Annotated in this window: 16 protein-coding genes; 7 read left to right on the forward strand and 9 right to left on the reverse strand. The window is 64.4% G+C overall.

Annotated features, from left to right (window positions below; genetic code table 11):
• The first annotated feature begins 6 nt into the window (after positions 1-6).
• Positions 7-1509: a malate:quinone oxidoreductase gene (locus MAB_RS13610; RefSeq protein ID WP_005115934.1), complete on the forward strand. Its 1503-nt coding sequence runs from the start codon at positions 7-9 to the stop codon at positions 1507-1509.
• On the opposite strand, the gene MAB_RS13615 is transcribed toward MAB_RS13610, so the two are convergent.
• Genes MAB_RS13615 through bioB form a run of 3 tightly spaced genes read right to left on the reverse strand, consistent with a single transcriptional unit; the run spans position 1493 to position 3554 of the window.
• Positions 1493-2251 carry a DUF2567 domain-containing protein gene (locus MAB_RS13615; RefSeq protein WP_032668104.1) on the reverse strand — a complete coding sequence of 253 codons (759 nt, stop codon included), beginning with the start codon at positions 2249-2251 and terminating at the stop codon, positions 1493-1495. The genes MAB_RS13610 and MAB_RS13615 overlap by 17 nt on opposite strands.
• A 26-nt stretch (positions 2252-2277) precedes the next feature.
• Positions 2278-2529, reverse strand: a complete 252-nt coding sequence (bsaP, locus tag MAB_RS13620; protein ID WP_005057908.1) for a biotin synthase auxiliary protein BsaP — start codon at positions 2527-2529, stop codon at positions 2278-2280.
• Entirely contained in the window at positions 2526-3554 is a 1029-nt protein-coding gene (gene bioB / locus MAB_RS13625; protein WP_005057907.1) for a biotin synthase BioB, read from the reverse strand. Before bioB ends, bsaP begins: the two co-directional genes overlap by 4 nt.
• A gap of 61 nt (positions 3555-3615) precedes the next feature.
• Between bioB and MAB_RS13630 the strand changes: the two genes are divergently transcribed.
• Positions 3616-4290, forward strand: coding sequence for a TetR/AcrR family transcriptional regulator C-terminal domain-containing protein (locus tag MAB_RS13630; protein WP_005111238.1), 675 nt, complete (start codon positions 3616-3618; stop codon positions 4288-4290).
• On the opposite strand, the gene bioD is transcribed toward MAB_RS13630, so the two are convergent.
• The 3 genes from bioD to MAB_RS13645 are packed head-to-tail and all read right to left on the reverse strand — an operon-like array spanning position 4287 to position 7453.
• Positions 4287-4964, reverse strand: coding sequence for a dethiobiotin synthase (bioD, locus tag MAB_RS13635; protein WP_005111240.1), 678 nt, complete (start codon positions 4962-4964; stop codon positions 4287-4289). The two genes, MAB_RS13630 and bioD, sit on opposite strands and share 4 nt — an antisense overlap.
• A complete protein-coding gene (locus tag MAB_RS13640) occupies positions 4961-6106 on the reverse strand; it encodes an 8-amino-7-oxononanoate synthase (RefSeq protein ID WP_005111242.1) in 1146 nt (381 codons plus the stop codon). Before MAB_RS13640 ends, bioD begins: the two co-directional genes overlap by 4 nt.
• Before the next feature lie 30 nt (positions 6107-6136).
• Complete coding sequence (locus tag MAB_RS13645) at positions 6137-7453, reverse strand: adenosylmethionine--8-amino-7-oxononanoate transaminase (RefSeq protein WP_005111243.1); 1317 nt, start codon at positions 7451-7453, stop codon at positions 6137-6139.
• A gap of 123 nt (positions 7454-7576) precedes the next feature.
• Between MAB_RS13645 and MAB_RS13650 the strand changes: the two genes are divergently transcribed.
• Positions 7577-9757, forward strand: a complete 2181-nt coding sequence (locus MAB_RS13650) for an acyltransferase family protein (protein WP_005111245.1) — start codon at positions 7577-7579, stop codon at positions 9755-9757.
• A gap of 40 nt (positions 9758-9797) precedes the next feature.
• A complete protein-coding gene (glgX, locus tag MAB_RS13655) occupies positions 9798-11939 on the forward strand; it encodes a glycogen debranching protein GlgX (RefSeq protein WP_005111246.1) in 2142 nt (713 codons plus the stop codon).
• A 5-nt stretch (positions 11940-11944) separates the two neighbouring features.
• Here glgX and ilvA read toward each other — a convergent pair whose 3' ends face one another.
• Both ilvA and MAB_RS13665 read right to left on the reverse strand, forming a co-directional pair.
• Complete coding sequence (ilvA, locus tag MAB_RS13660; RefSeq protein ID WP_005111248.1) at positions 11945-13186, reverse strand: threonine ammonia-lyase IlvA; 1242 nt, start codon at positions 13184-13186, stop codon at positions 11945-11947.
• Positions 13187-13200: 14 nt separating this feature from the next.
• A complete protein-coding gene (locus MAB_RS13665; RefSeq protein WP_005057895.1) occupies positions 13201-13638 on the reverse strand; it encodes a nitroreductase family deazaflavin-dependent oxidoreductase in 438 nt (145 codons plus the stop codon).
• A gap of 145 nt (positions 13639-13783) precedes the next feature.
• Between MAB_RS13665 and MAB_RS13670 the strand changes: the two genes are divergently transcribed.
• From MAB_RS13670 to MAB_RS13680, 3 genes are read left to right on the forward strand one after another with little or no spacing between them, the layout of a single operon-like run.
• Positions 13784-13984: a hypothetical protein gene (locus MAB_RS13670; RefSeq protein WP_005075903.1), complete on the forward strand. Its 201-nt coding sequence runs from the start codon at positions 13784-13786 to the stop codon at positions 13982-13984.
• A 33-nt stretch (positions 13985-14017) separates the two neighbouring features.
• Entirely contained in the window at positions 14018-14776 is a 759-nt protein-coding gene (locus MAB_RS13675) for a hypothetical protein (RefSeq protein ID WP_005115937.1), read from the forward strand.
• A 2-nt stretch (positions 14777-14778) separates the two neighbouring features.
• Positions 14779-15597 (forward strand): DUF6498-containing protein, encoded by an 819-nt coding sequence (locus MAB_RS13680; protein ID WP_005075905.1) that lies wholly within the window; start codon positions 14779-14781, stop codon positions 15595-15597.
• A 5-nt stretch (positions 15598-15602) separates the two neighbouring features.
• On the opposite strand, the gene dnaE is transcribed toward MAB_RS13680, so the two are convergent.
• Entirely contained in the window at positions 15603-19160 is a 3558-nt protein-coding gene (gene dnaE, locus MAB_RS13685) for a DNA polymerase III subunit alpha (RefSeq protein WP_005082233.1), read from the reverse strand.
• Between the last annotated feature and the right edge of the window lie 99 nt (positions 19161-19259).

The raw sequence follows: 19259 nt of genomic DNA on the forward strand, positions 1-19259 counted from the left end.
ATTGTGATGGGTATGAGCAGAATCCCGCGAGCATCCCAAGCGCACCCCATAGACGCCGACGTCGTGCTGATCGGCGGCGGAATCATGTCGGCGACCCTGGGCTCGATGCTGTCGATCCTGGCACCGGAGTGGCGAATTGTATTGCTGGAGAGGTCAGATGCGCTCGCCACGGAAAGTAGCGGCCCCTGGAACAATGCCGGCACCGGCCACACCGGTTTCTGCGAACTCAATTACATGCCCGATCCCGGCGACGGCGCCCAGGCCGCCGCGATCGCTCGCCAATTCCACCTCAGCCGGCAGTGGTGGTCGTATCTGGCGGACCACGCATTGCTACGCCCCGACACCTTCATCCACTCTGCCGCGCATATGGACGTGGTCTTCGGGCACCGCGACGCGAACTATCTGCGCCAACGCTACGAAACCCTGGCCGCGGATCCGATGTTCAGCGGAATGCGGTTCAGCGATGACCCCGCCACCATCGAACGGTGGGCGCCCTTGGTGATGCGCGGTCGCACGCCCGGCGGACCCATCGCTGCCACCTTGCACCCGGAGGGGACCGATGTCGATTTCGGGGCTCTCACCGCAGCACTGACACGTATCGTCACCGATCGCGGTGGCCAGCTCCGGTTGGGGCACGAGGTCCGCGCGCTGCGCCAGAGTATCGATGGATCCTGGATGGTGACCGGCCGAAACGCCGAGGGCGGCTTCGCGGTACGCACTCACAAGGTATTCGTGGGCGCGGGTGGGCATGCGCTACGGCTCCTGCAACGCGCGCATCTGGCCGAGGTGCGCGGATACGCCGTGCTACCCGTGGGCGCCGCGTTCCTGCGCTCGGCCAATGCCGCCGTGGCCGACGCGCACACCACCAAGGTGTACGGGCAAGCCCCCGTTGGTGCTCCCCCGATGTCAGTACCGCATCTCGACAAACGCATCGTCGACGGACGGCCGTACGTGATGTTCGGGCCGTACGCGACATTCAGCACCAAGCTGCTCAAACACGGACGATGGACCGACTTCTTCAGCACCGTGCGCTGGCACAACCTGCATGTGATCGCTGCCGCACTACTCCAGAACCTCGCCCTCATCCGATATCTGATCGGGCAGGTCGTCGCCGGCCCGCGTCAGCGGATGGGGCAGCTGCGGCGCTACTACCCCACCGCCGCGCCAGACGATTGGGAACTTGTGCCGGCGGGACAACGCGCACAACTGATCACGCCCGATCCCCGGCAGGTTGGTGTGCTTCGGCACGGCACCGAACTGGTTGTCAGCGCCGATCACAGCATCGCCGGGCTACTCGGCGCCTCCCCCGGGGCATCCACCGCGGTGCCGATCATGCTCGACGCACTGCGACGCTGCTTCCCCGAGCAATGGCGGACCACCTGGCAACGGACGCTGACCGCGGCCATGCCGGGTGCCGGAGACATCACCTGGGACGAGGCGGCGGTCACCCGTTCGGCGCGGAGTACTGCACGTTCACTGCGGCTCGATCAAGCTAGGCCGTCGAATTAGCGCCTTCTGTCGGCGGCACGAGCACGGGCGCCCGGTATTCGGGTACCGGCGCAGGCGGCCAGGCATCCAGATCGTCACGGGCGCAAGCAACTACGCAGAACATATAGACCACCGCGGCCAGGCAGGGTGCCAGCGCCAGCGTGACGGCTATCTGAGCTTCCGTATGACCGTAGAACACCGCAGGAGCCTGGACGACATACTTGATCCGATGTCCCGCATCCAGTGAGGCGCCCGCGATATCCAATGCGCCGTAACGCAACCGGACCAGGACGGCGCCGACTCCCGCCGCCACCGCCGAGCAGGCCAAGGATCCCAGGGTGAGCGCGCCCACCATCATCGGGCCGCGGTGCGCCCGCCACTGCCATGCCGCCGCCGCCGCGATCACCGCGACCACCGCGGCCATCCCCACAAGCAGGGTGGTGCCGATGAAGAAGTTGTCGGCCTGGTTGCCCAAGTGCACAAATACTCGACCATTGTCCCGCGTGTCAGCGATGGCCCCGTGCACACCGGGGGCCAGAAAGCTCCAGAGCACTCCCACCAGCACACCGGTCGCGGCCAATCCGCCGAACACGATCGCTGCCGCGCCAATGTGCGAAAAGCGCGGCGCGCCCTCCCGGCTCGCCACAGCCACCGGTTGCCCGCTCACGCTCATCGGAACCTGCGGCTCTTCGCTCACGCTCATCGGAACCTGCGGCTCTTCGCTCACGCTCATCGGAACCTGCGGCTCTTCGCTCACGCTCATCGAAACCTGCGGCTCTTCGCTCGCGCTCATCGCTGCTCGAGCTGCTTGGAGTCCACCTCGCCGTGCCGGGAACACTTCGCGTGCCACCCATCCGGCCGCACCTGGACGATCATTCGTCGTCCACACGCCGCACAGAATCGCGGCGGTTCCAGACCCAGCTGGGCGGCGGTCGGAAGCAGCGCACCAGCAGCGCCGCCATCGATCTCGATCCCGGTGTACACGTTGTACTTACCGGCAGCCACCGGTTCGGTACCCATGAGGTACAGGCTATTGGTCACAGGCTGCTGTTCAGAGCCTTGATCGGCATCTGCAGATCGTCGAGCAGCTCCAAGTCCGCCTCGGCCGGACGTCCCAGCGTGGTCAGGTAGTTGCCGACGATGACGGCGTTGATTCCACCCAAGATGCCCTGCTTGGCGCCCAGGTCGCCCAGGGTGATCTCGCGTCCACCGGCGAACCGCAGCATGGTGCGCGGCAACGCCAGCCGGAACGCCGCGACCGCGCGCAGCGCGTCCGATGCCGGCAGCACCTCAAGATCACCGAACGGCGTTCCCGGACGCGGGTTGAGGAAGTTCAGCGGAACCTCGTCGGGCTCCAGTTCGGCCAGGTTCGCGGCGAATTCCGCGCGCTGCTCCAGGGTTTCGCCCATTCCGAGGATGCCACCACAGCAGACCTCCATGCCTGCCTCGCGCACCATCTTCAGGGTGTCCCAACGCTCTTCCCAGCTGTGCGTGGTGACCACGTTGGGGAAGTGCGACTTCGCCGTCTCCAGGTTGTGGTTGTAGCGGTGCACGCCCATCGCCGACAGACGATCGACCTGCTCCTGTGTCAGCATGCCCAGCGAGCAGGCGATCTGGATGTCGACCTCATTGCGGATGGCTTCGATACCGGCGGCAACCTGCGCGAGCAGACGCTCGTCGGGCCCACGGACCGCCGCCACGATGCAGAACTCGGTAGCACCGGACTTTGCGGTCTGCTTGGCGGCCTCCACCAGGCTCGGGATGTCGAGCCACGCGCTGCGCACCGGGGAAGCGAACAGACCCGACTGCGAACAGAAATGGCAGTCCTCGGGGCAACCGCCGGTCTTGAGGCTGATGATGCCCTCAACCTCGACCTCCGGGCCGCACCAGCGCATGCGCACCTCGTGAGCGAGCGCGAGCAGCTCTTCCAAGCGATCGTCAGGAAGTTGCAGGACTCGCAGCACCTGCTCCTGCGTCAGGCCCACGCCTTGTTCCAAGACCTGCTCACGGGCGACTGCCAATACGTCGGCGTCCGTCGCGGCTGTCAGCTCGGCTGTCTCAGTCACGCAGGGCTCCTCACTAGGTACAAACCTGATACACAATCCTGAACGGTGTTCAGGTTAGAGTATGGCCATCACTGAGCCAAACAAGGGGCGCACAGCCCCGCCGATGAGCCGCTTACGCGAAGAGCGTCGAGCGCTGAACCGACACGACCTGGTACGCCGGGCGACCGCGATTCTCGACGACTACGGAATCGCGGACCTCACGATGCGGCGGCTCGCTCGCGAGCTCGATATCGCACCCAGCGCGCTGTATTGGCATTTCGCGAACAAACAGCAGCTGCTCGGCGCGGTGGCCGATCACGTGCTGGCACCTTTGGCCGAGTCCGACCGCCGGGATGCGCCCTGGCAGGAACGCATCGACTTTTTGTGCTCGGCTCTTCGCGATGCACTGCTCTCCCATAAGGACGGCGCCGAACTGGTGTCGGCCAGCTTCGCGTCCGGACAGACCGCACACATGATCACCGTGCTGGATCGCCTGGCCGAGGCCGCGGCGACCGCGGGCCTGGGCGCAGTTCCCGCCGCCCTCGCCGCCCGTAGCATCGTCTATTACGTGCTCGGCTACGTCGCCGATGAGCAGTCGCGGCTGCAATGGGACTCCGCGGGCGCCCTTGAGAACGGTCAATCGTTCCTCGCGGACGGCGCGGGGTTCGCCGATCCCAGCGCGCAATTCGGTTTCGGCGCGCGCCTTCTGGTGGACGGGATCGGCCAGTTGGCCCGTCAGTCCAGTCCGATCGGTTAGGCGACCAGGCCGGCGACCCACTGCGGTTCGAAAAGTTCGATACTCAGCTCCGCGAATACCGGGGGCATGAGCCGCGCCGCACCCTCGGGAATCACCGCGCGCACGGGCGTCCCGAACTGGTTCGCCAGGTTTTCACGGTTGAGCCGTTGCGCCAGATCGGGCTCTGCCGGAAAGCTACCCACCACCAGTCCTGCACAGGGAACCGACTGTACGGCAAGAGCTTCCAGGGTAAGGGCGGTGTGATTCAGGGTGCCTAGATCGGCGGTGGTCACCACCAGCACTGGGGCATCGAGGACCATCGCGAGGTCGCGAAGAGTCTTGCCGTCGGCCGCCAACTCCACCAGCAGACCGCCAGCGCCCTCGACCAAGGTCAAGGCGCCGGGCCGATCGAGGGCAACGATCGCAGTGGCCATCTGCGTGTGGTCCAGCAGTTCCAATCCAGCCCGTGACGCCGAGGCCACCGGGGCCAGCGGCTCGGGATAGCGCACCAGGGTCTGGACCCGCGTCACGCCGGAGAGCCGCGCCACCTCGCCAGCGTCATGGTCATCGCCGGTCTGCACGGGTTTACACACCGTCACGTCGATGCCCTGACGGACAGCCGCGGCGGCCAGCGCAGCCGTCGCCACCGTCTTGCCCACCCCGGTCGATGTGCCGGTGACCAGCAAAATCGTCATCGCCGCGCCAGCGTCAGCACCCCGGCAAGCACCTCGTGCACGCGTTCCATATCGGCCTCGGTGAGCGAGGCGCGGGCCGTCAGTCGCAACAGCGACTGACCTTCCGGGACGGAGGGCGGACGAAAACAACCCACCCGAACGCCCTGCTCCAAACATGACCGCGCGGCATTGAACGCGACCGTGGGATCACCGAGAACCACCGGCACCACCGCCGATTCCGGCTTATCGGGCACGCCGCACCACTGCCCCAGCGCCGCCGCATGCGCCAGGACAGCACGTATCCGCGCGGGTTCGTCGATCATCAGGCGCAGGGCCGCCAACGCCGACCCGACCGCCGCGGGCGCGAGCCCAGTGTCGAAGATGAACGGACGGGCGGCGTCAATGAGGTGCGCACGCACCGCCGCCGATCCGAGCACGGCCCCGCCCTGACTACCCAGCGCCTTGGAAAGCGTCACGGTCACGACGAGGTCATCCCGGCCCGCCAGGTTCATTTCGGCGACCAGACCGCGGCCACCCGACCCACGCACACCAAGCCCGTGCGCCTCGTCGACCAGCAGCACTGCGCCGTGGCGGCGGCACACGCCATACAGTTCGGCCAACGGGGCCAGCGCACCGTCGGCGCTGAAGACCGCGTCGGTGAGCACCAGCGCACGTTCTTCGGGGCGCTGCGCCAGGGCCGCCGCCACCGCTTGCGTGTCGCGGTAGGGGGTCACCACCACCCGCGCGCGCGACAAACGGCAGGCATCGATCAGCGAGGCATGCGTGCGCGCATCGGAGACGATGAGGGTCCCCGGGCCGGACAGGGCGACCACCGCCCCGAGGTTGGCGGTGTATCCCGAGGAGAAGACCAGCGCCGACTCCGTACCCATGAAGGTCGCGAGCTCTTGCTCGAGTTCTTCATGCAGCTCGGTGTTACCGGTGACCAGACGTGAGCCGGTGGATCCGGCACCCCATATCCGCAACGCCTCGACACCTGCCTCGATGACCTGCGGATGCCGGGAAAGGCCCAGGTAGTCATTGGAAGCCAGGTCGATTTCGGGTTCTGCCGCGCTGCGCGTACGCAGCCGTCGACGCAGCCCGGCAGCTTCCCGTTGCCGCTCGACCTCACCCAACCAGGCAAGCGGTGATGATGCCTCGACCACCGGCACCTCCTCTCCTGAACGGTGTTCAGGTTAGCGCACCTGTCGGCCGGCTACTACCGCCGTCGCCGCCCGGACCATCGCACGGGTGATTCGGCGGATTTCGCCCTCGTCGCAGATGTACGGCGGCATCGTATAAATCAGCGTTCGGAAGGGACGCAGCCAAACGCCCTCGTCCAGTGCCGCACCCGTAGCAATTCGCATGCCCTGCTCACCCAACGGATGCTCCATATCGATGACGCCGATGGCCCCGCAGACCCGCACGTCGGCGACGCCCTCGAGATCCGCTGCGGGCGCCAGGCCCTCGCGCAGGCCCGCTGCTATCCGGGCGACCCGAGTCTTCCAGTCTCCAGACAGCAACAGCTCGATGGAAGCGACAGCCACAGCGCACGCCAACGGATTGGCCATGAAAGTCGGTCCGTGCATCAACGCACCGGCGGGGCTGTCGCTGATTGTCTGCGCGATCTTGGCCGTACACAGCGTGGCAGCCAGGGTGAGGTAGCCGCCGGTGATCGCCTTGCCGACGCACATGATGTCCGGACTCACCCCGGCATGGTCGGCGGCGAACAGCTCGCCGGTACGCCCGAACCCGGTGGCGATCTCGTCGAAGATCAGCAGCACACCATGCCTGTCGCAGATGGCGCGCAGCTCTGCGAGATACCGCGGATCGTGAAATCGCATCCCACCGGCGCCCTGCACCATGGGCTCGACGATGACCGCCGCAAGTTCGGCAGCGTGTTCGGTCAGCTCCGCTTCGAAACGCCTCATGTACTCGCCGTCGTAGGCGCCGGGGACACGGTCGGCAAAGATCTGCTCGACCAGCACGTCGGTCCACAGTGAGTGCATGCCGCCCTCGGGATCACAGACACTCATCGGCGCGAAGGTGTCCCCGTGATAGCCGCCACGCCACGTCATCAACCGATGCTTGGCCGGCAGTCCGAGGCTGCGCCAATATTGCAGCGCCATCTTGATCGCCACTTCCACCGACACCGATCCGGAGTCGCAGAAGAAGACCGTCTCCAGCCCCGCCGGTGTGAGCTCGACCAGCAGCTGAGCCAGCCGGGCTGCCGGCTCATGGGTCAAGCCCCCGAACATCACATGGCTCATCGAGGCCAGCTGGTCGGTCACCGCGCGGTCCAGCACCGGGTGACCGTGACCATGGATGCAGGACCACCACGAGCTCATCCCGTCAAGCACCTCGACGGATCGGCCATCGCGCACGACCGTGATGTTGGGGCCACTGGCACCTGTCACCACCAGCGGTCGCTGGGCCGCCGCGGGGATGCCGATCCCGCTATACGGATGCCACAAATGCGCGGCGTCGACGGCTTCGACCTCTTCTGGTGTCAACTTCGGCACAGTCAGCGAGCCTGTCACAGGCCCCCGGCATTGGGCCATTCGCCTCTCGCGCACACGCCGTTGGCGCGCAACTGCCAAGACTCTCGGCAACCATGGGTACATTGGGGGCCGAAAATGTTCTTCGTCTCAGCAACTAAGCCCACAAAAGATCCCGAGGTGTCACCCGCCGCGGCGATGGACGCCACCCCAAAACCCAAGGGCGACAAGGCGTTCTACCGCTACGACCTGGACGGATTGCGCGGAATCGCGATTTTTCTGGTCGCCGTGTTTCATGTCTGGTTCGGCCGGGTGTCGGGTGGAGTTGACGTTTTCTTAACTCTTTCGGGCTTCTTCTACGGCAGCAAGCTACTACGCACAGCGACCACACAGGGAGCTTCCCTCAATCCGGTGCCTGTCGTGAAACGACTGGTGCGGCGCCTGCTGCCCGCCCTGATTCTGGTGCTGGCCGCCTGCGCGGTGCTGACCGTGCTGGTGCAACCGGAAACACGCTGGGAGACGTTTGCCGAACAGAGCCTGGCAAGCCTGGGTTACTACCAGAACTGGGAGCTCGCCAACACCGCCGCGGACTATCTGGCAGCCAGCGAGTCGGTGAGCCCGCTACAACATCTGTGGTCGATGTCGGTACAGGGGCAGTTCTATGTCGGCTTTCTCGCATTGGTGTATCTGCTGGCAGTTCTGCTGCGCAAGCCGCTCGGCCGACACATCCGTACCGTGCTGATCGTGGTGATCGCGGTCCTGTCCGCGGCTTCCTTCGGGTACGCGATCTATGCCCACCTCGATTTTCAATCGATTGCCTACTACAACACCTTCGCCCGCGCCTGGGAATTGCTGCTCGGCGTACTGGTCGGTGCGTTGGTGGCGGGCACCCGGTGGCCCAGGTGGCTGCGCCAGCTGCTGAGCTTCGTGGCCGTCGTGGCGATCCTGTCGTGCGGTGCACTCATCAACGGCGTGCGCGAGTTCCCGGGCCCGTTGGCATTGGTGCCCGTCGTTGCCACCCTGCTCCTCATCCTGTCGGCAGCGAACCTGCCGGCGGATGCCCGGCAGCCGGTGGCCAACCGGTTCCTCGCCACCCGCCCGCTCGTCGAACTGGGTGCGCTGGCCTACTCGTTGTACCTGTGGCACTGGCCGCTGCTTGTCTACTGGCTGGTCTACACCGGCGAGGCCAGGGTCACCGTCGCGGAGGGCGCCGCCATCCTCGGCATTTCCCTGGCGCTGGCCTACCTCACCAACAAATACATCGAGACTCCCCTGCGTTACCCGCGGGTCTCACCCACGTCGGCATCGCTGTGGACCCGGTTGCGGCGCCCCACGCTGGCGCTGGGCACCTCCATCGTGCTGATGGCGGTTGCATTGACCGCGACCTCATTCACCTGGCTGGAGCACGTCACGGTGCAGCGTTCCAATGGCAAGGAGCTCTCCGGACTGCGCCCGCGTGACTATCCCGGTGCCGGAGCACTGCTGTACGGCGATCGGGTACCCGACCTGCCGATGCGGCCCACCACGCTCGAGGCCTCCGACGACCTGCCGATCACCACCGAGCAGGATTGCATCAGCGATTTCCGCAATCGCGCGGTGATCACCTGCACGTATGGCAATCCGCATGCCACCCGAACCATCGCCCTCGCCGGTGGCTCACACGCCGAGCACTGGATCACCGCACTCGACATCCTGGGGCGTCAGCACAATTTCAAGATCACCACGTATTTGAAGATGGGCTGCCCGCTGAGCACCGAGGAGGTCCCGCGCATCGCCGGGTCCAACGACCCGTACCCCGACTGCAAGAAATGGGTCGACGAGGTCATGTCGCGGATCATCCAGGAGCACCCTGACTACGTGTTCACCACGACCACCCGTCCACGTTCCGCCTTGGGCGACGGCGACGTGATGCCCGAAAGCTACCTGGGAATCTGGTCGGCGTTCGATGAAGCCGGCATCCCGGTGCTCGGTATGCGCGACACACCGTGGCTCATCGATAAGGACGGCACCACCTACACCGCCGCCGACTGCATCTCCGCGGGTGGAACCGCCGACTCGTGCGCCATGGATCGCAACCGCGCACTCGATGATGTGAACCCCACCCTGGCCATCGCGAACCGTTTCCCGCTGTTGAAGATCCTGGATATGACCCGCGCCATCTGCCGTCCCGACAAATGTCGAGTGGTGGAAGGAAACGTGTTGGTGTATCACGATTCTCACCACATCTCCGCCACCTACATGCGCACCATGGCCAAGGAACTGGGCCGCCAGATCGCGCTCGCCACCGGATGGTGGCGCCCGGCCCAACCGGGCCAGTGACGCGCGCGATCCGGGCCCTCGACCGATAGGGTCTATCAGCATGACCCTGCCACCCCTTCAGGTATGGCCGGGTAACCCATATCCGCTGGGCGCCACCTATGACGGCGCGGGCACCAATTTCTCGTTGTTCTCCGAGGTGGCCACGTCCGTCGAACTGTGCCTGATCGCCAAGGACGGGACCGAAACCCGGATCCCCCTGGATGAGGTCGATGGATATGTGTGGCACTGCTATCTGCCGACAATCTCCCCGGGCCAGCGTTACGGCTTCCGTGTGCACGGACCGTGGGATCCGGAAAGCGGGCATCGGTGCGACCCCAGCAAGCTGCTGCTCGACCCGTATGGAAAAGCCTTTCACGGCGAGTTCGGTTACGTCCCCGATACCGCGCCGCCGTTGCTCTCCTATCAGATAGATCCCGTGGACACCGAGACGCTCGTGCCACGGGACTCGCTGGGGCGCACCATGACCACTGTCGTCATCAACCCCTACTTCGACTGGGGTTCGGACCGCCGACCACGCACCCCGTACCACGAGACAGTCATCTACGAGGCACACGTCAAGGGCATGACGCAGACTCACCCCGGGATACCCGAGGAACTTCGGGGCACCTATGCGGGGCTGGCGCATCCCGCGGTGATAGACCACCTGCATTCCCTCGGTGTCACCGCCATCGAACTCATGCCGGTACACCAGTTCTTCCACGACAGCCGGCTGATCGCGCTGGGGCTGCGAAATTACTGGGGATACAACACCTTCGGGTACCTCGCACCGCATGCCGGATACGCGTCTTCACCACATGCCGGCGGAGCAGTGGCCGAGTTCAAGGCAATGGTGCGCGCACTCCACGAGGCAGGCATCGAGGTGATTCTCGACGTCGTCTACAACCACACCGCCGAGGGCGACCATATCGGACCGACACTGAGCTTCCGAGGTATCGATAACCGCGCCTACTACAAACTCAACGACGACAACCTCGCCCGGTATACCGACTACACCGGAACCGGGAACAGCCTCAACGCCCGTAACCCGCACACGTTGCAGCTCATTATGGACTCGCTGCGCTACTGGGTCACCGAGATGCACGTCGACGGTTTCCGTTTCGATTTGGCCTCCACCCTGGCGCGGGAACTGCACGATGTCGACAGGCTCTCGGCCTTCTTCGATCTGGTGCAGCAGGATCCGATCGTCAGCCAGGTCAAGCTGATCGCCGAGCCGTGGGATATCGGCGAAGGCGGATATCAGGTGGGCAACTTCCCCGGGCTGTGGACCGAATGGAACGGAAAGTTCCGCGACACCGTCCGCGATTATTGGCGTGGACAGCCAGCCACCCTCGGAGAATTCGCGTCGCGCCTCACCGGTTCATCTGACCTGTACGAAGCCACCGGGCGCCGCCCCAGCGCGAGTATCAACTTCGTCACCGCTCACGACGGATTCACCCTGCGAGACCTGGTCTCCTACAACGAGAAACACAACGAGGCCAACGGCGAGAACAATCAAGACGGCGAAACCTACAACCGGTCCTGGAACTGCGGTGTGGAAGGGCCCACCGATGATCCGCAGATTCTCGCGCTGCGCGCCCGGCAGATGCGCAACATCTTCGCAACCCTGGTACTGAGCCAGGGCACGCCGATGCTGTCACACGGAGACGAGATCGGCCGTACGCAGCAAGGCAACAACAATGTCTACTGCCAGGATTCGGCGCTGTCCTGGATGGATTGGGAACTCGCCACCGCGAACGCCGACCTGCTGCAGTTCGCACGTAGCGTGATCGCGCTACGTAAACAACACCCGGTGTTTCGGCGCCGGCGGTTCTTCGCCGGGCGTCCGATCCGGGAAGGCGAGGAAGTGCGCGATATCGCGTGGCTCACCCCCGCGGGCGAGGAAATGACCACTGCCGACTGGGACAGCGGATTCGGCAAGAGCCTGGCCGTATTCCTCAACGGTGACGCAATCCCCGAGCCGAACGCGCGCGGCGAGCGAGTATCCGGCGACTCGTTCCTGTTGTGCTTCAACGCATACGACGAACCACTGGATTTCGTGACGCCCGACGGCGATTACGCGACCCAATGGACCGCCGTACTGGACACCGCCACACCCAATGGCCAATGCTCGACCGTGGTCAAGGCTGGCGAAGCAGTGCGCGTACAAGACCGCGCCCTAGTGGTGCTGCGTAAAAGCGGGTAGCCGCCCTATGTCAGATAGCGGAAGGCCGGCGAGTCCGGCTCCAGCCGTTCGATATCCAGCCCGGAAAACCGCATCCGATCCAGCAGACCCGACAGGTCATCCGCGTAGCTGAGCTCGATGCCCACCAAAGCGGCACCCATCTCGCGGTTGTTCCGCTTGACGTACTCGAACAGCGTGATGTCGTCGTTGGGCCCCAGCACCTCGCCGAGAAAGCGCCGCAGCGCACCCGGTTCCTGCGGGAAGTCCACCAGGAAGTAGTGCTTGAGCCCCAGGTGCACCAACGAGCGTTCCAGGATCTCGCCGTACCGCGAAACATCATTGTTGCCACCGGAAATCAGGCAGACGACGGTGGCGCCCGGCTCGATCGCCATCTCCGCCAGCGCGGCCACCGACAGCGCACCGGCGGGCTCAGCGATGATCCCCTCGTTCTGGTAAAGCTCCAGCATCGCGGTGCAGGCGGCACCCTCATCGACTGTCGTGAGCGTGAGCATCTCCCCCGCCGCGGCAAGCACCCGATATGGAGCAGCCCCGGCTACCTGTACGGCACAGCCGTCGACAAAGGGATCCACATGGTCGAGCGGAACCGGACCGCCGGCCCGCAAGGCCGCGGCCATACAGGCAGCACCGGCGGGTTCCACCCCCACCACGCGAACCTCAGGGGCACGCTCGCGCAGGTAGGTGACGATCCCCGAGATGCAGCCGCCACCGCCGACCGGTACCACCACCACGTCGGGCGGACTATCCAATTGATCGAGTATCTCCGCGGCGATGGTGCCCTGGCCCGCGATCGTTCGCACATCGTCAAAGGCCGGCACCAGGGTGGCACCGGTACGCGCGGCATCGGCCTTGGCCGCGGCCGCAGCCTCGTCATAGCCGTGCCCGACCGCGATCAGCTCCACAAACCCATTGCCGTGGTAGATGATTCGCTGCCGCTTCTGCTTAGGGGTTTTACTGGGGATGTACACCCGGCCGTGCACGCCCATCGACTTGCACGCCAGCGCGAATCCCTGAGCGTGGTTACCGGCACTGGAACACACCACGCCGGCGGCCTTCTCCTCATCGCTGAGCTGCATCAGCAGGTTGAACGCACCGCGCACCTTGTAGGAGCGGACCGACTGCAGATCTTCACGCTTCAGATACACCTCGGCGCGGGTGAGGGCCGAGAGCCGATCGGCGTGCTGCAGCGGTGTGGGATGGACGACCTCGTCGATGCGCTTGGCCGCGGCATCGATATCGGCGGCCGTCACCACCTCGGACGTGCTCAAGAGACAGGTGTCAGCACGAAAACCGGGATCTGACGGTCGGTCTTGGTCTGGTATTCCGCATAGGGCGGGTAGGCCTCGACGGCACGATCCCACCACGTGGCCTTCTCGTCGCCGATGACTTCCCGTGCCTGGTAGTCCTTGGTGACACTGCCGTCTTGCAGCTCGACAAGCGGGTTCTCTTTGACGTTGTAGTACCAGACGGGGTTCTTGGGGGCGCCGCCGAGCGAGGCCACAAGGGCGTACTCGCCGTTGTGCTCCACGCGCATCAAGGCGATCTTGCGCAGCTTGCCCGACTTGGCGCCCAGCGTGGTCAGCAGGATCACCGGCATGTCCGCGATGGTGATGCCATCGGTGGTCCCACTCTCAATGATCTTGGCCACCTGCTTCTGCGACCAATCGAGTCCACTGGGTTCGTATTCACCGGTTAATGGCATGACGACAACTGTATCGCCGCGCCGGAACGTAGTTCCATCGCATATCGTCGCGCACTGAATGAGCCGCCGCCCGCTTGTTCATTTTTTGTGCCCGTAGGCATGTGTTCGGTTGACCGAACTTCTGCTTTAGGCCTATCCTGTACCCATGACGACATTCGAGCGCGCGGCACATGAGCTGCGGTCCCTGGATGTCGCCGCCTGGCCGGCCTACAAACTGCTCGCTCTTGGTGCGGGTGCCGTGGTCTTCATCGTCACGTTCCTGCTGATCGCATCGCTGTCGACCGCGGTGCTTTCTGCCGCCGCCGTGGCCAGCTTCGGATGGCTCACCGGCTCACTCATTCACTGAGCAAGACCTCATCGCGGGGTGTAATACATCCCCATGTCTTCGCCACGCGAATCCGCCGCCGGGCACCCGGGCGGCCACCGTATCGAGCGACTTGCCCTTGAAGTGTCCGACGATGTGCTGGCCGCCGAAAAGCACCTGCCGTCGTGGCTGCGTCCGGGTGCTCCAGAAAGCCGCATACCGGTCCTCATCGCCCTGGTGACGGCAATCTGCCTTCAACTGGCGATCCCTGCCCAGTTCAACCTCACACCGCGCTGGCCCCTGCCGGTGTTGGAGTCCGCACTGCTACTCGTCCTGGTAATCCTCAATCCGATAAAGTTCACGCGCTCAACGACTCTCGGGCGCTGGGCGACGTATCTGCTGATCGCCGCGATCACCGCCGACAACACCATTTCCGCAGCCCTACTGGATTACAAAATCGTGAGCGGACAGATGGGTGACAATCCGCGCGTGCTACTCGGCAGCGGCCTGGCGATCTTCATCACCAACGTGATCGTCTTCGGCATGTGGTACTGGGAGTTTGATCGCGGCGGCCCCTTTGCGCGCCGCACACCCGACCGTCCGCACCCGGATTTCATGTTTCCACAGATGGCCAATCCAGAACTGGCGCCCCCGGATTGGCGACCGAAATTTCCTGATTATCTGTACGTGAGCTTCACCAATGTGGTGGCCTTCTCCCCCACCGACACCATGCCGCTGTCGCGGTGGGCGAAGATGCTGATGACCCTGCAGTCGATGGTGGCGCTCTCCACCGTCGCGCTGGTGCTTGCCCGCGCCGTGAACATCCTGAGTTAGCGATGATCGCCCAGGAGTCCGTTCCGGCCCCGGACGCCCCAGGGCCCGCCCATCGCATCGTGCACCTGGCCACGATGATGGCGGTGAATGCCATTCCGCTCACCGGATGGTTCATCGGCGGATGGTCTGCGGGCACCACTTTGGCGGTTTATTGGTTCGAAACCGTCGTGGCGTCGCTCTTGGTTGCGCTCCGTGCGCTGCTTCACAAACATTGGAGCCCCCGCCATGGGCACTTCCGGTATGAGGCACCTGGCCCGGATCGCCGTTACTCGCGCACGTCCTTCGTCAAGGGCTTCCTGTTCACCACTCTCGTCTTCTCGGGGGCGCACGGGTTCTTCCTCGCGGTCATCGTGCTCCTGCTCACGCACAACGGCAAGGCTGCGCTGATCGGTATCGATTGGCGCAGTGTGGGTTTGGGCTGCCTGCAGGTGCTGATCGCGCTTGCCGCCGACTTCGTGGTAGACCTGCCCTCGCTGCGCCGGTGGACCTTTTGGCAACTCGAAGTGATGGCGAGCCGCGGATTTCTGCGGGTGGCCGTGGTGCACCTGACCTTGATCTTCGGGATGTTCGCGGTCGCGGTCACCGATGCGCCGTCCGCCTTGTTCGGCGTGTTCGTCGCCCTGAAGACCATGTATTCGTTGAGCACCATCTTCCCGCAATGGGAGCCTGCCGCCCCTCCGCGCTGGCTGAGCCGAGCCATGAACCGCATCCCCAGTGCTCGCCCAGGGCAGACATTTGAGCAGCAGTGGGCCAAAGACCGCCGCGACGAGGCGGTCCGGCGCAAAAAGAACGAACAACCGTGGACCGGGATCAACCGCTGATCGGGCTAGCCCCCCAGACAGCCCGGACCGAGCAGTGCCTTGAGATCTCCCATCAGGGCGGACGAAGGAGTCACCCGAAGCGACTGATCGAGCTCCAGCGTGGTGACGCGCTCCCCGCTGATCAACCGCAGATGCACCTGGTTGGTGCCCGGGTGCCGGGTAAGCACCTGTTTGAGCGCCGTCACCTTGTCGATGGTGCACTGCCGCGTCGGCATCGTCACCGCGACCGGCCGATCGTCGGCCGCCTGAGAGAAGTCCGGCACCACGAGGTCATTGGCGATCAGCGAGACCCGGTCATCCCGGATCGCGACCTTCGCGTTGACGAGCACCACGGCATCATCGGCGATGTCTGCGCCGTACACCGAGTAGGCCTGGGGGAAGAACAGCACCTCAATGCCACCCGTGAGATCCTCCAGCTGCGCCGAGGCCCACGGCATCCCATTCTTGTTGACACGGCGGTTCACCGAGGCCAAGATGCCGCCGACCTTGACTACGGCATCGTTGGCGACTTCGCCATCGAGGATCGCGGGGATCTGGGTATCGGTTTGTCTGCTGAGTAGGTGCGCCACACCGTTGAGCGGATGTCCGGACACATACAGCCCCAGCATCTCTCGTTCCAGGGCCAGCTTGTGCTTTTCTTCCCACTCGTCGTCGGGAACCTTGATCGCAAAAATATCGGAGGCCGGGACGCTGTCTTCCCCGCCGCCACCGAAGAGATCGAACTGCCCCATGGCTTCGGCCTTCTTGGTGCCGAGCACCGAGTCGACCGCGTCGGACTGCACAAGGAAAAGCCCCTTGCGCGGATGCCCTAGCGAGTCGAATGCCCCCGCCTTCACCAGAGATTCCGTGACCTTCTTATTGCAGGCCGCGATATCGATCTTGTGCAGGTAATCGGAGAAGTCGGTGAACGCTCCCTTTTCCTCGCGAGTCGCGATGAGGGACTGCACCACGTTGGCGCCGACGTTGCGCACACCGCCGAGTCCGTACCGAATGTCCTCACCCACCGACGCGAAGTTATGTACGGACTCATTGACATCCGGCGGCAACACGGTGATACCGAGACGACGGCAGTCAGCGAGGTAAACGGCCGCCTTGTCCTTGTCGTCGCCGACAGAAGTGAGCAAACCGGCCATGTATTCGGCCGGATAGTTCGCCTTGAGATACGCCGTCCAGAAGGACACCAGCCCGTACCCGGCGGCATGCGATTTGTTGAACGCGTACCCGGCGAACGGGAGAATGGTGTCCCACAAAGCCTTCACGGCCTTCTCCGAGAAACCGTTATTGGTCATGCCCTCGTAGAAGCCCTTGTACTCGGCCTCGAGGACTTCGAGCTTCTTCTTACCCATGGCCTTACGCAGCGCATCGGCCTTACCCATCGAGTAGGAGGCAACCTTCTGGGCGATGAACATGATCTGCTCTTGGTAGACGATCAGGCCGAACGTCTCGGCCAGGATGTCCTTGAGCGGTTCCTCCAGCTCCGGATGAATCGGTTTGATCGGCTGGCGCCCGTTCTTACGGTCGGCGTAGTCGTTGTGCGCGTTCATGCCCATCGGTCCGGGGCGGTATAGCGCCAGCACGGCGACGATGTCGTTGAACCCGGTGGGCTGCATACGGCGCAGCAGATCACGCATCGGCCCGCCATCGAGCTGGAAGACGCCCAGAGTGTCGCCGCGAGAAAGTAATTCGTAGGTCGCCGGGTCATCGAGCGGCAGATGGTCCAGGTCCAGATCGATACCGCGGTTGGCCTTGATGTTGTCCAGGGCGTCGCCGATGACCGTGAGGTTGCGCAGGCCCAGGAAGTCCATTTTCAGCAGGCCGATGGCCTCACACGACGGATAGTCCCAGCCGGTGATGATGGCGCCGTCTTGGGCGCGCTTCCACAGCGGGATGGCGTCGGTCAGAGGCTCCGAGCTCATGATGACCGCGCAGGCGTGCACACCGGCGTTGCGGATCAGGCCCTCCAGACCAAGCGCTGTCTGGTAGATGTTGCGCACATCCGGATCGGTATCGATCAGGGTGCGCACCTCGGCGGCCTCCTTGTACCGCTCGTGCTCGGGGTTGGTGATGCCCCATACCGGGATGTCCTTGGCCATGATCGGCGGCGGAAGTGCCTTGGTGATGCGGTCGGCGATCGCGAAACCCGGCTGGCCGTAGTGGATCCGTGCCGAGTCCTTCAATGCGGCCTTGGTCTTGATGGTGCCGAAGGTGATGACCTGTGCGACCCGGTCGCTGCCCCATTTCTCGGTGGCGTAGCGGACCATCTCACCGCGGCGGCGGTCGTCGAAGTCGATATCGATATCCGGCGCCGACGGACGTTCCGGGTTGAGGAATCGCTCGAACAGCAGGCCGTGCGGTATCGGGTCGATATTGGTGATGCCGAGCGCGTAGGCGACAAGTGAACCTGCCGCCGAACCACGCCCAGGGCCGACCCTGATGCCGACCTCTTTCGCGTGGGAGACGAGGTCACCGACGACGAGAAAGTATGCGGGGAAACCCTTTTGCTTGATGACGTCCAGCTCGTAGTGAGCACGGGTGAAGTACTCGTCGGGCACTCCCCCCGGGACTCCCTCGAAGCGGCGCTCCAGTCCGCGGTCCACTTCCTTACGCAGCCAGGAGTCTTGATCTTCCCCCTCCGGCACCGGGAAGATCGGCATCCGGTCCTTGAAGTTCCAGACGTCTTCATAGGACTGCACCCGTTCGGCGATCAACAGCGTGTTGTCGCAAGCACCGGGAACGGCGTCATCCCAGAGGTCCCGCATCTCGGACGCGGGTTTGAGGTAATAGCCGTCGCCGTCGAATTTGAAGCGGGTGGGGTCCGAGAGCGTCTTCCCGGTCTGCACACACAGCAGTGCCTCGTGGTTGTGCGCGTGATCCTTGGTGACGTAGTGGCAGTCGTTGGTCGCCAGCGGCGGGATGCCCAGCTTCTTGCCGACCTCCAGTAGGCCCTCACGCACCCGCCGTTCGATGGACAGCCCGTGGTCCATCAGCTCCAGGAAGAAATTGTCCTTGCCGAAGATGTCCTGCCATTTGGCCGCGGCGGCAAGCGCCTCGCTCTCCTGCCCCAGCCGCAGGCGGGTCTGCACCTCACCCGATGGACATCCGGTGGTGGCGATGATGCCGCTGGCGTGCTCGGCGATGAGGTCGGCGTCCATGCGCGCCCACTTGCCCAGCTGCCCCTCGAACGAGGCCAATGACGACAGCTTGAACAGGTTGCGCAGCCCGGTGGCATTCTCGGCAACCATGGTCATGTGGGTATACGAGCCCGAGCCCGAGACGTCATCGGACTTCTGTCCGGGATCGCCCCAGAAAACACGTTTGGTGTCGAACCGCGACGCAGGGGCGATGTAGGCCTCGATACCGATGATCGGTTTGACTCCGGTGGCCGCGGCGACGTTGTAAAACTCGCTCGCGCCGTACATGTTTCCGTGGTCGGTCATGCCGACAGCAGACATGCCCAGCCGTTCGACCTCGGCGAGCATCGGCTTGATCTTCGCTGCACCGTCGAGCATCGAGTACTCGGTGTGGTTGTGCAGGTGCACGAACGAAGAATTCGAGGAGCTCACACGTGCCTTTCGTACCGACCCGGGATTGGGGCGTCAATCGCTAGAGGGGTCAGTTTATTGCGAGGGTCCGACAGACCCGGGCGTGTCGGGGGTGTGTCG

The organism is Mycobacteroides abscessus ATCC 19977 (genome assembly GCF_000069185.1).
In the GTDB taxonomy this organism is placed as follows: Bacteria; Actinomycetota; Actinomycetes; order Mycobacteriales; family Mycobacteriaceae; genus Mycobacterium; species Mycobacterium abscessus.

What these genes read in the sequence shown, in the direction of transcription:
- MAB_RS13610 (WP_005115934.1), top strand. Translation starts at nt 7, where the DNA reads ATGGGTATGAGCAGAATCCCGCGAGCATCCCAAGCGCACCCCATAGAC.
- MAB_RS13615 (WP_032668104.1), bottom strand. Translation starts at nt 2,251, where the DNA reads ATGAGCGTGAGCGAAGAGCCGCAGGTTCCGATGAGCGTGAGCGAAGAG.
- MAB_RS13630 (WP_005111238.1), top strand. Translation starts at nt 3,616, where the DNA reads ATGGCCATCACTGAGCCAAACAAGGGGCGCACAGCCCCGCCGATGAGC.
- bioD (WP_005111240.1), bottom strand. Translation starts at nt 4,964, where the DNA reads ATGACGATTTTGCTGGTCACCGGCACATCGACCGGGGTGGGCAAGACG.
- MAB_RS13650 (WP_005111245.1), top strand. Translation starts at nt 7,577, where the DNA reads ATGTTCTTCGTCTCAGCAACTAAGCCCACAAAAGATCCCGAGGTGTCA.
- glgX (WP_005111246.1), top strand. Translation starts at nt 9,798, where the DNA reads ATGACCCTGCCACCCCTTCAGGTATGGCCGGGTAACCCATATCCGCTG.
- MAB_RS13665 (WP_005057895.1), bottom strand. Translation starts at nt 13,638, where the DNA reads ATGCCATTAACCGGTGAATACGAACCCAGTGGACTCGATTGGTCGCAG.
- MAB_RS13670 (WP_005075903.1), top strand. Translation starts at nt 13,784, where the DNA reads ATGACGACATTCGAGCGCGCGGCACATGAGCTGCGGTCCCTGGATGTC.
- MAB_RS13675 (WP_005115937.1), top strand. Translation starts at nt 14,018, where the DNA reads ATGTCTTCGCCACGCGAATCCGCCGCCGGGCACCCGGGCGGCCACCGT.
- MAB_RS13680 (WP_005075905.1), top strand. Translation starts at nt 14,779, where the DNA reads ATGATCGCCCAGGAGTCCGTTCCGGCCCCGGACGCCCCAGGGCCCGCC.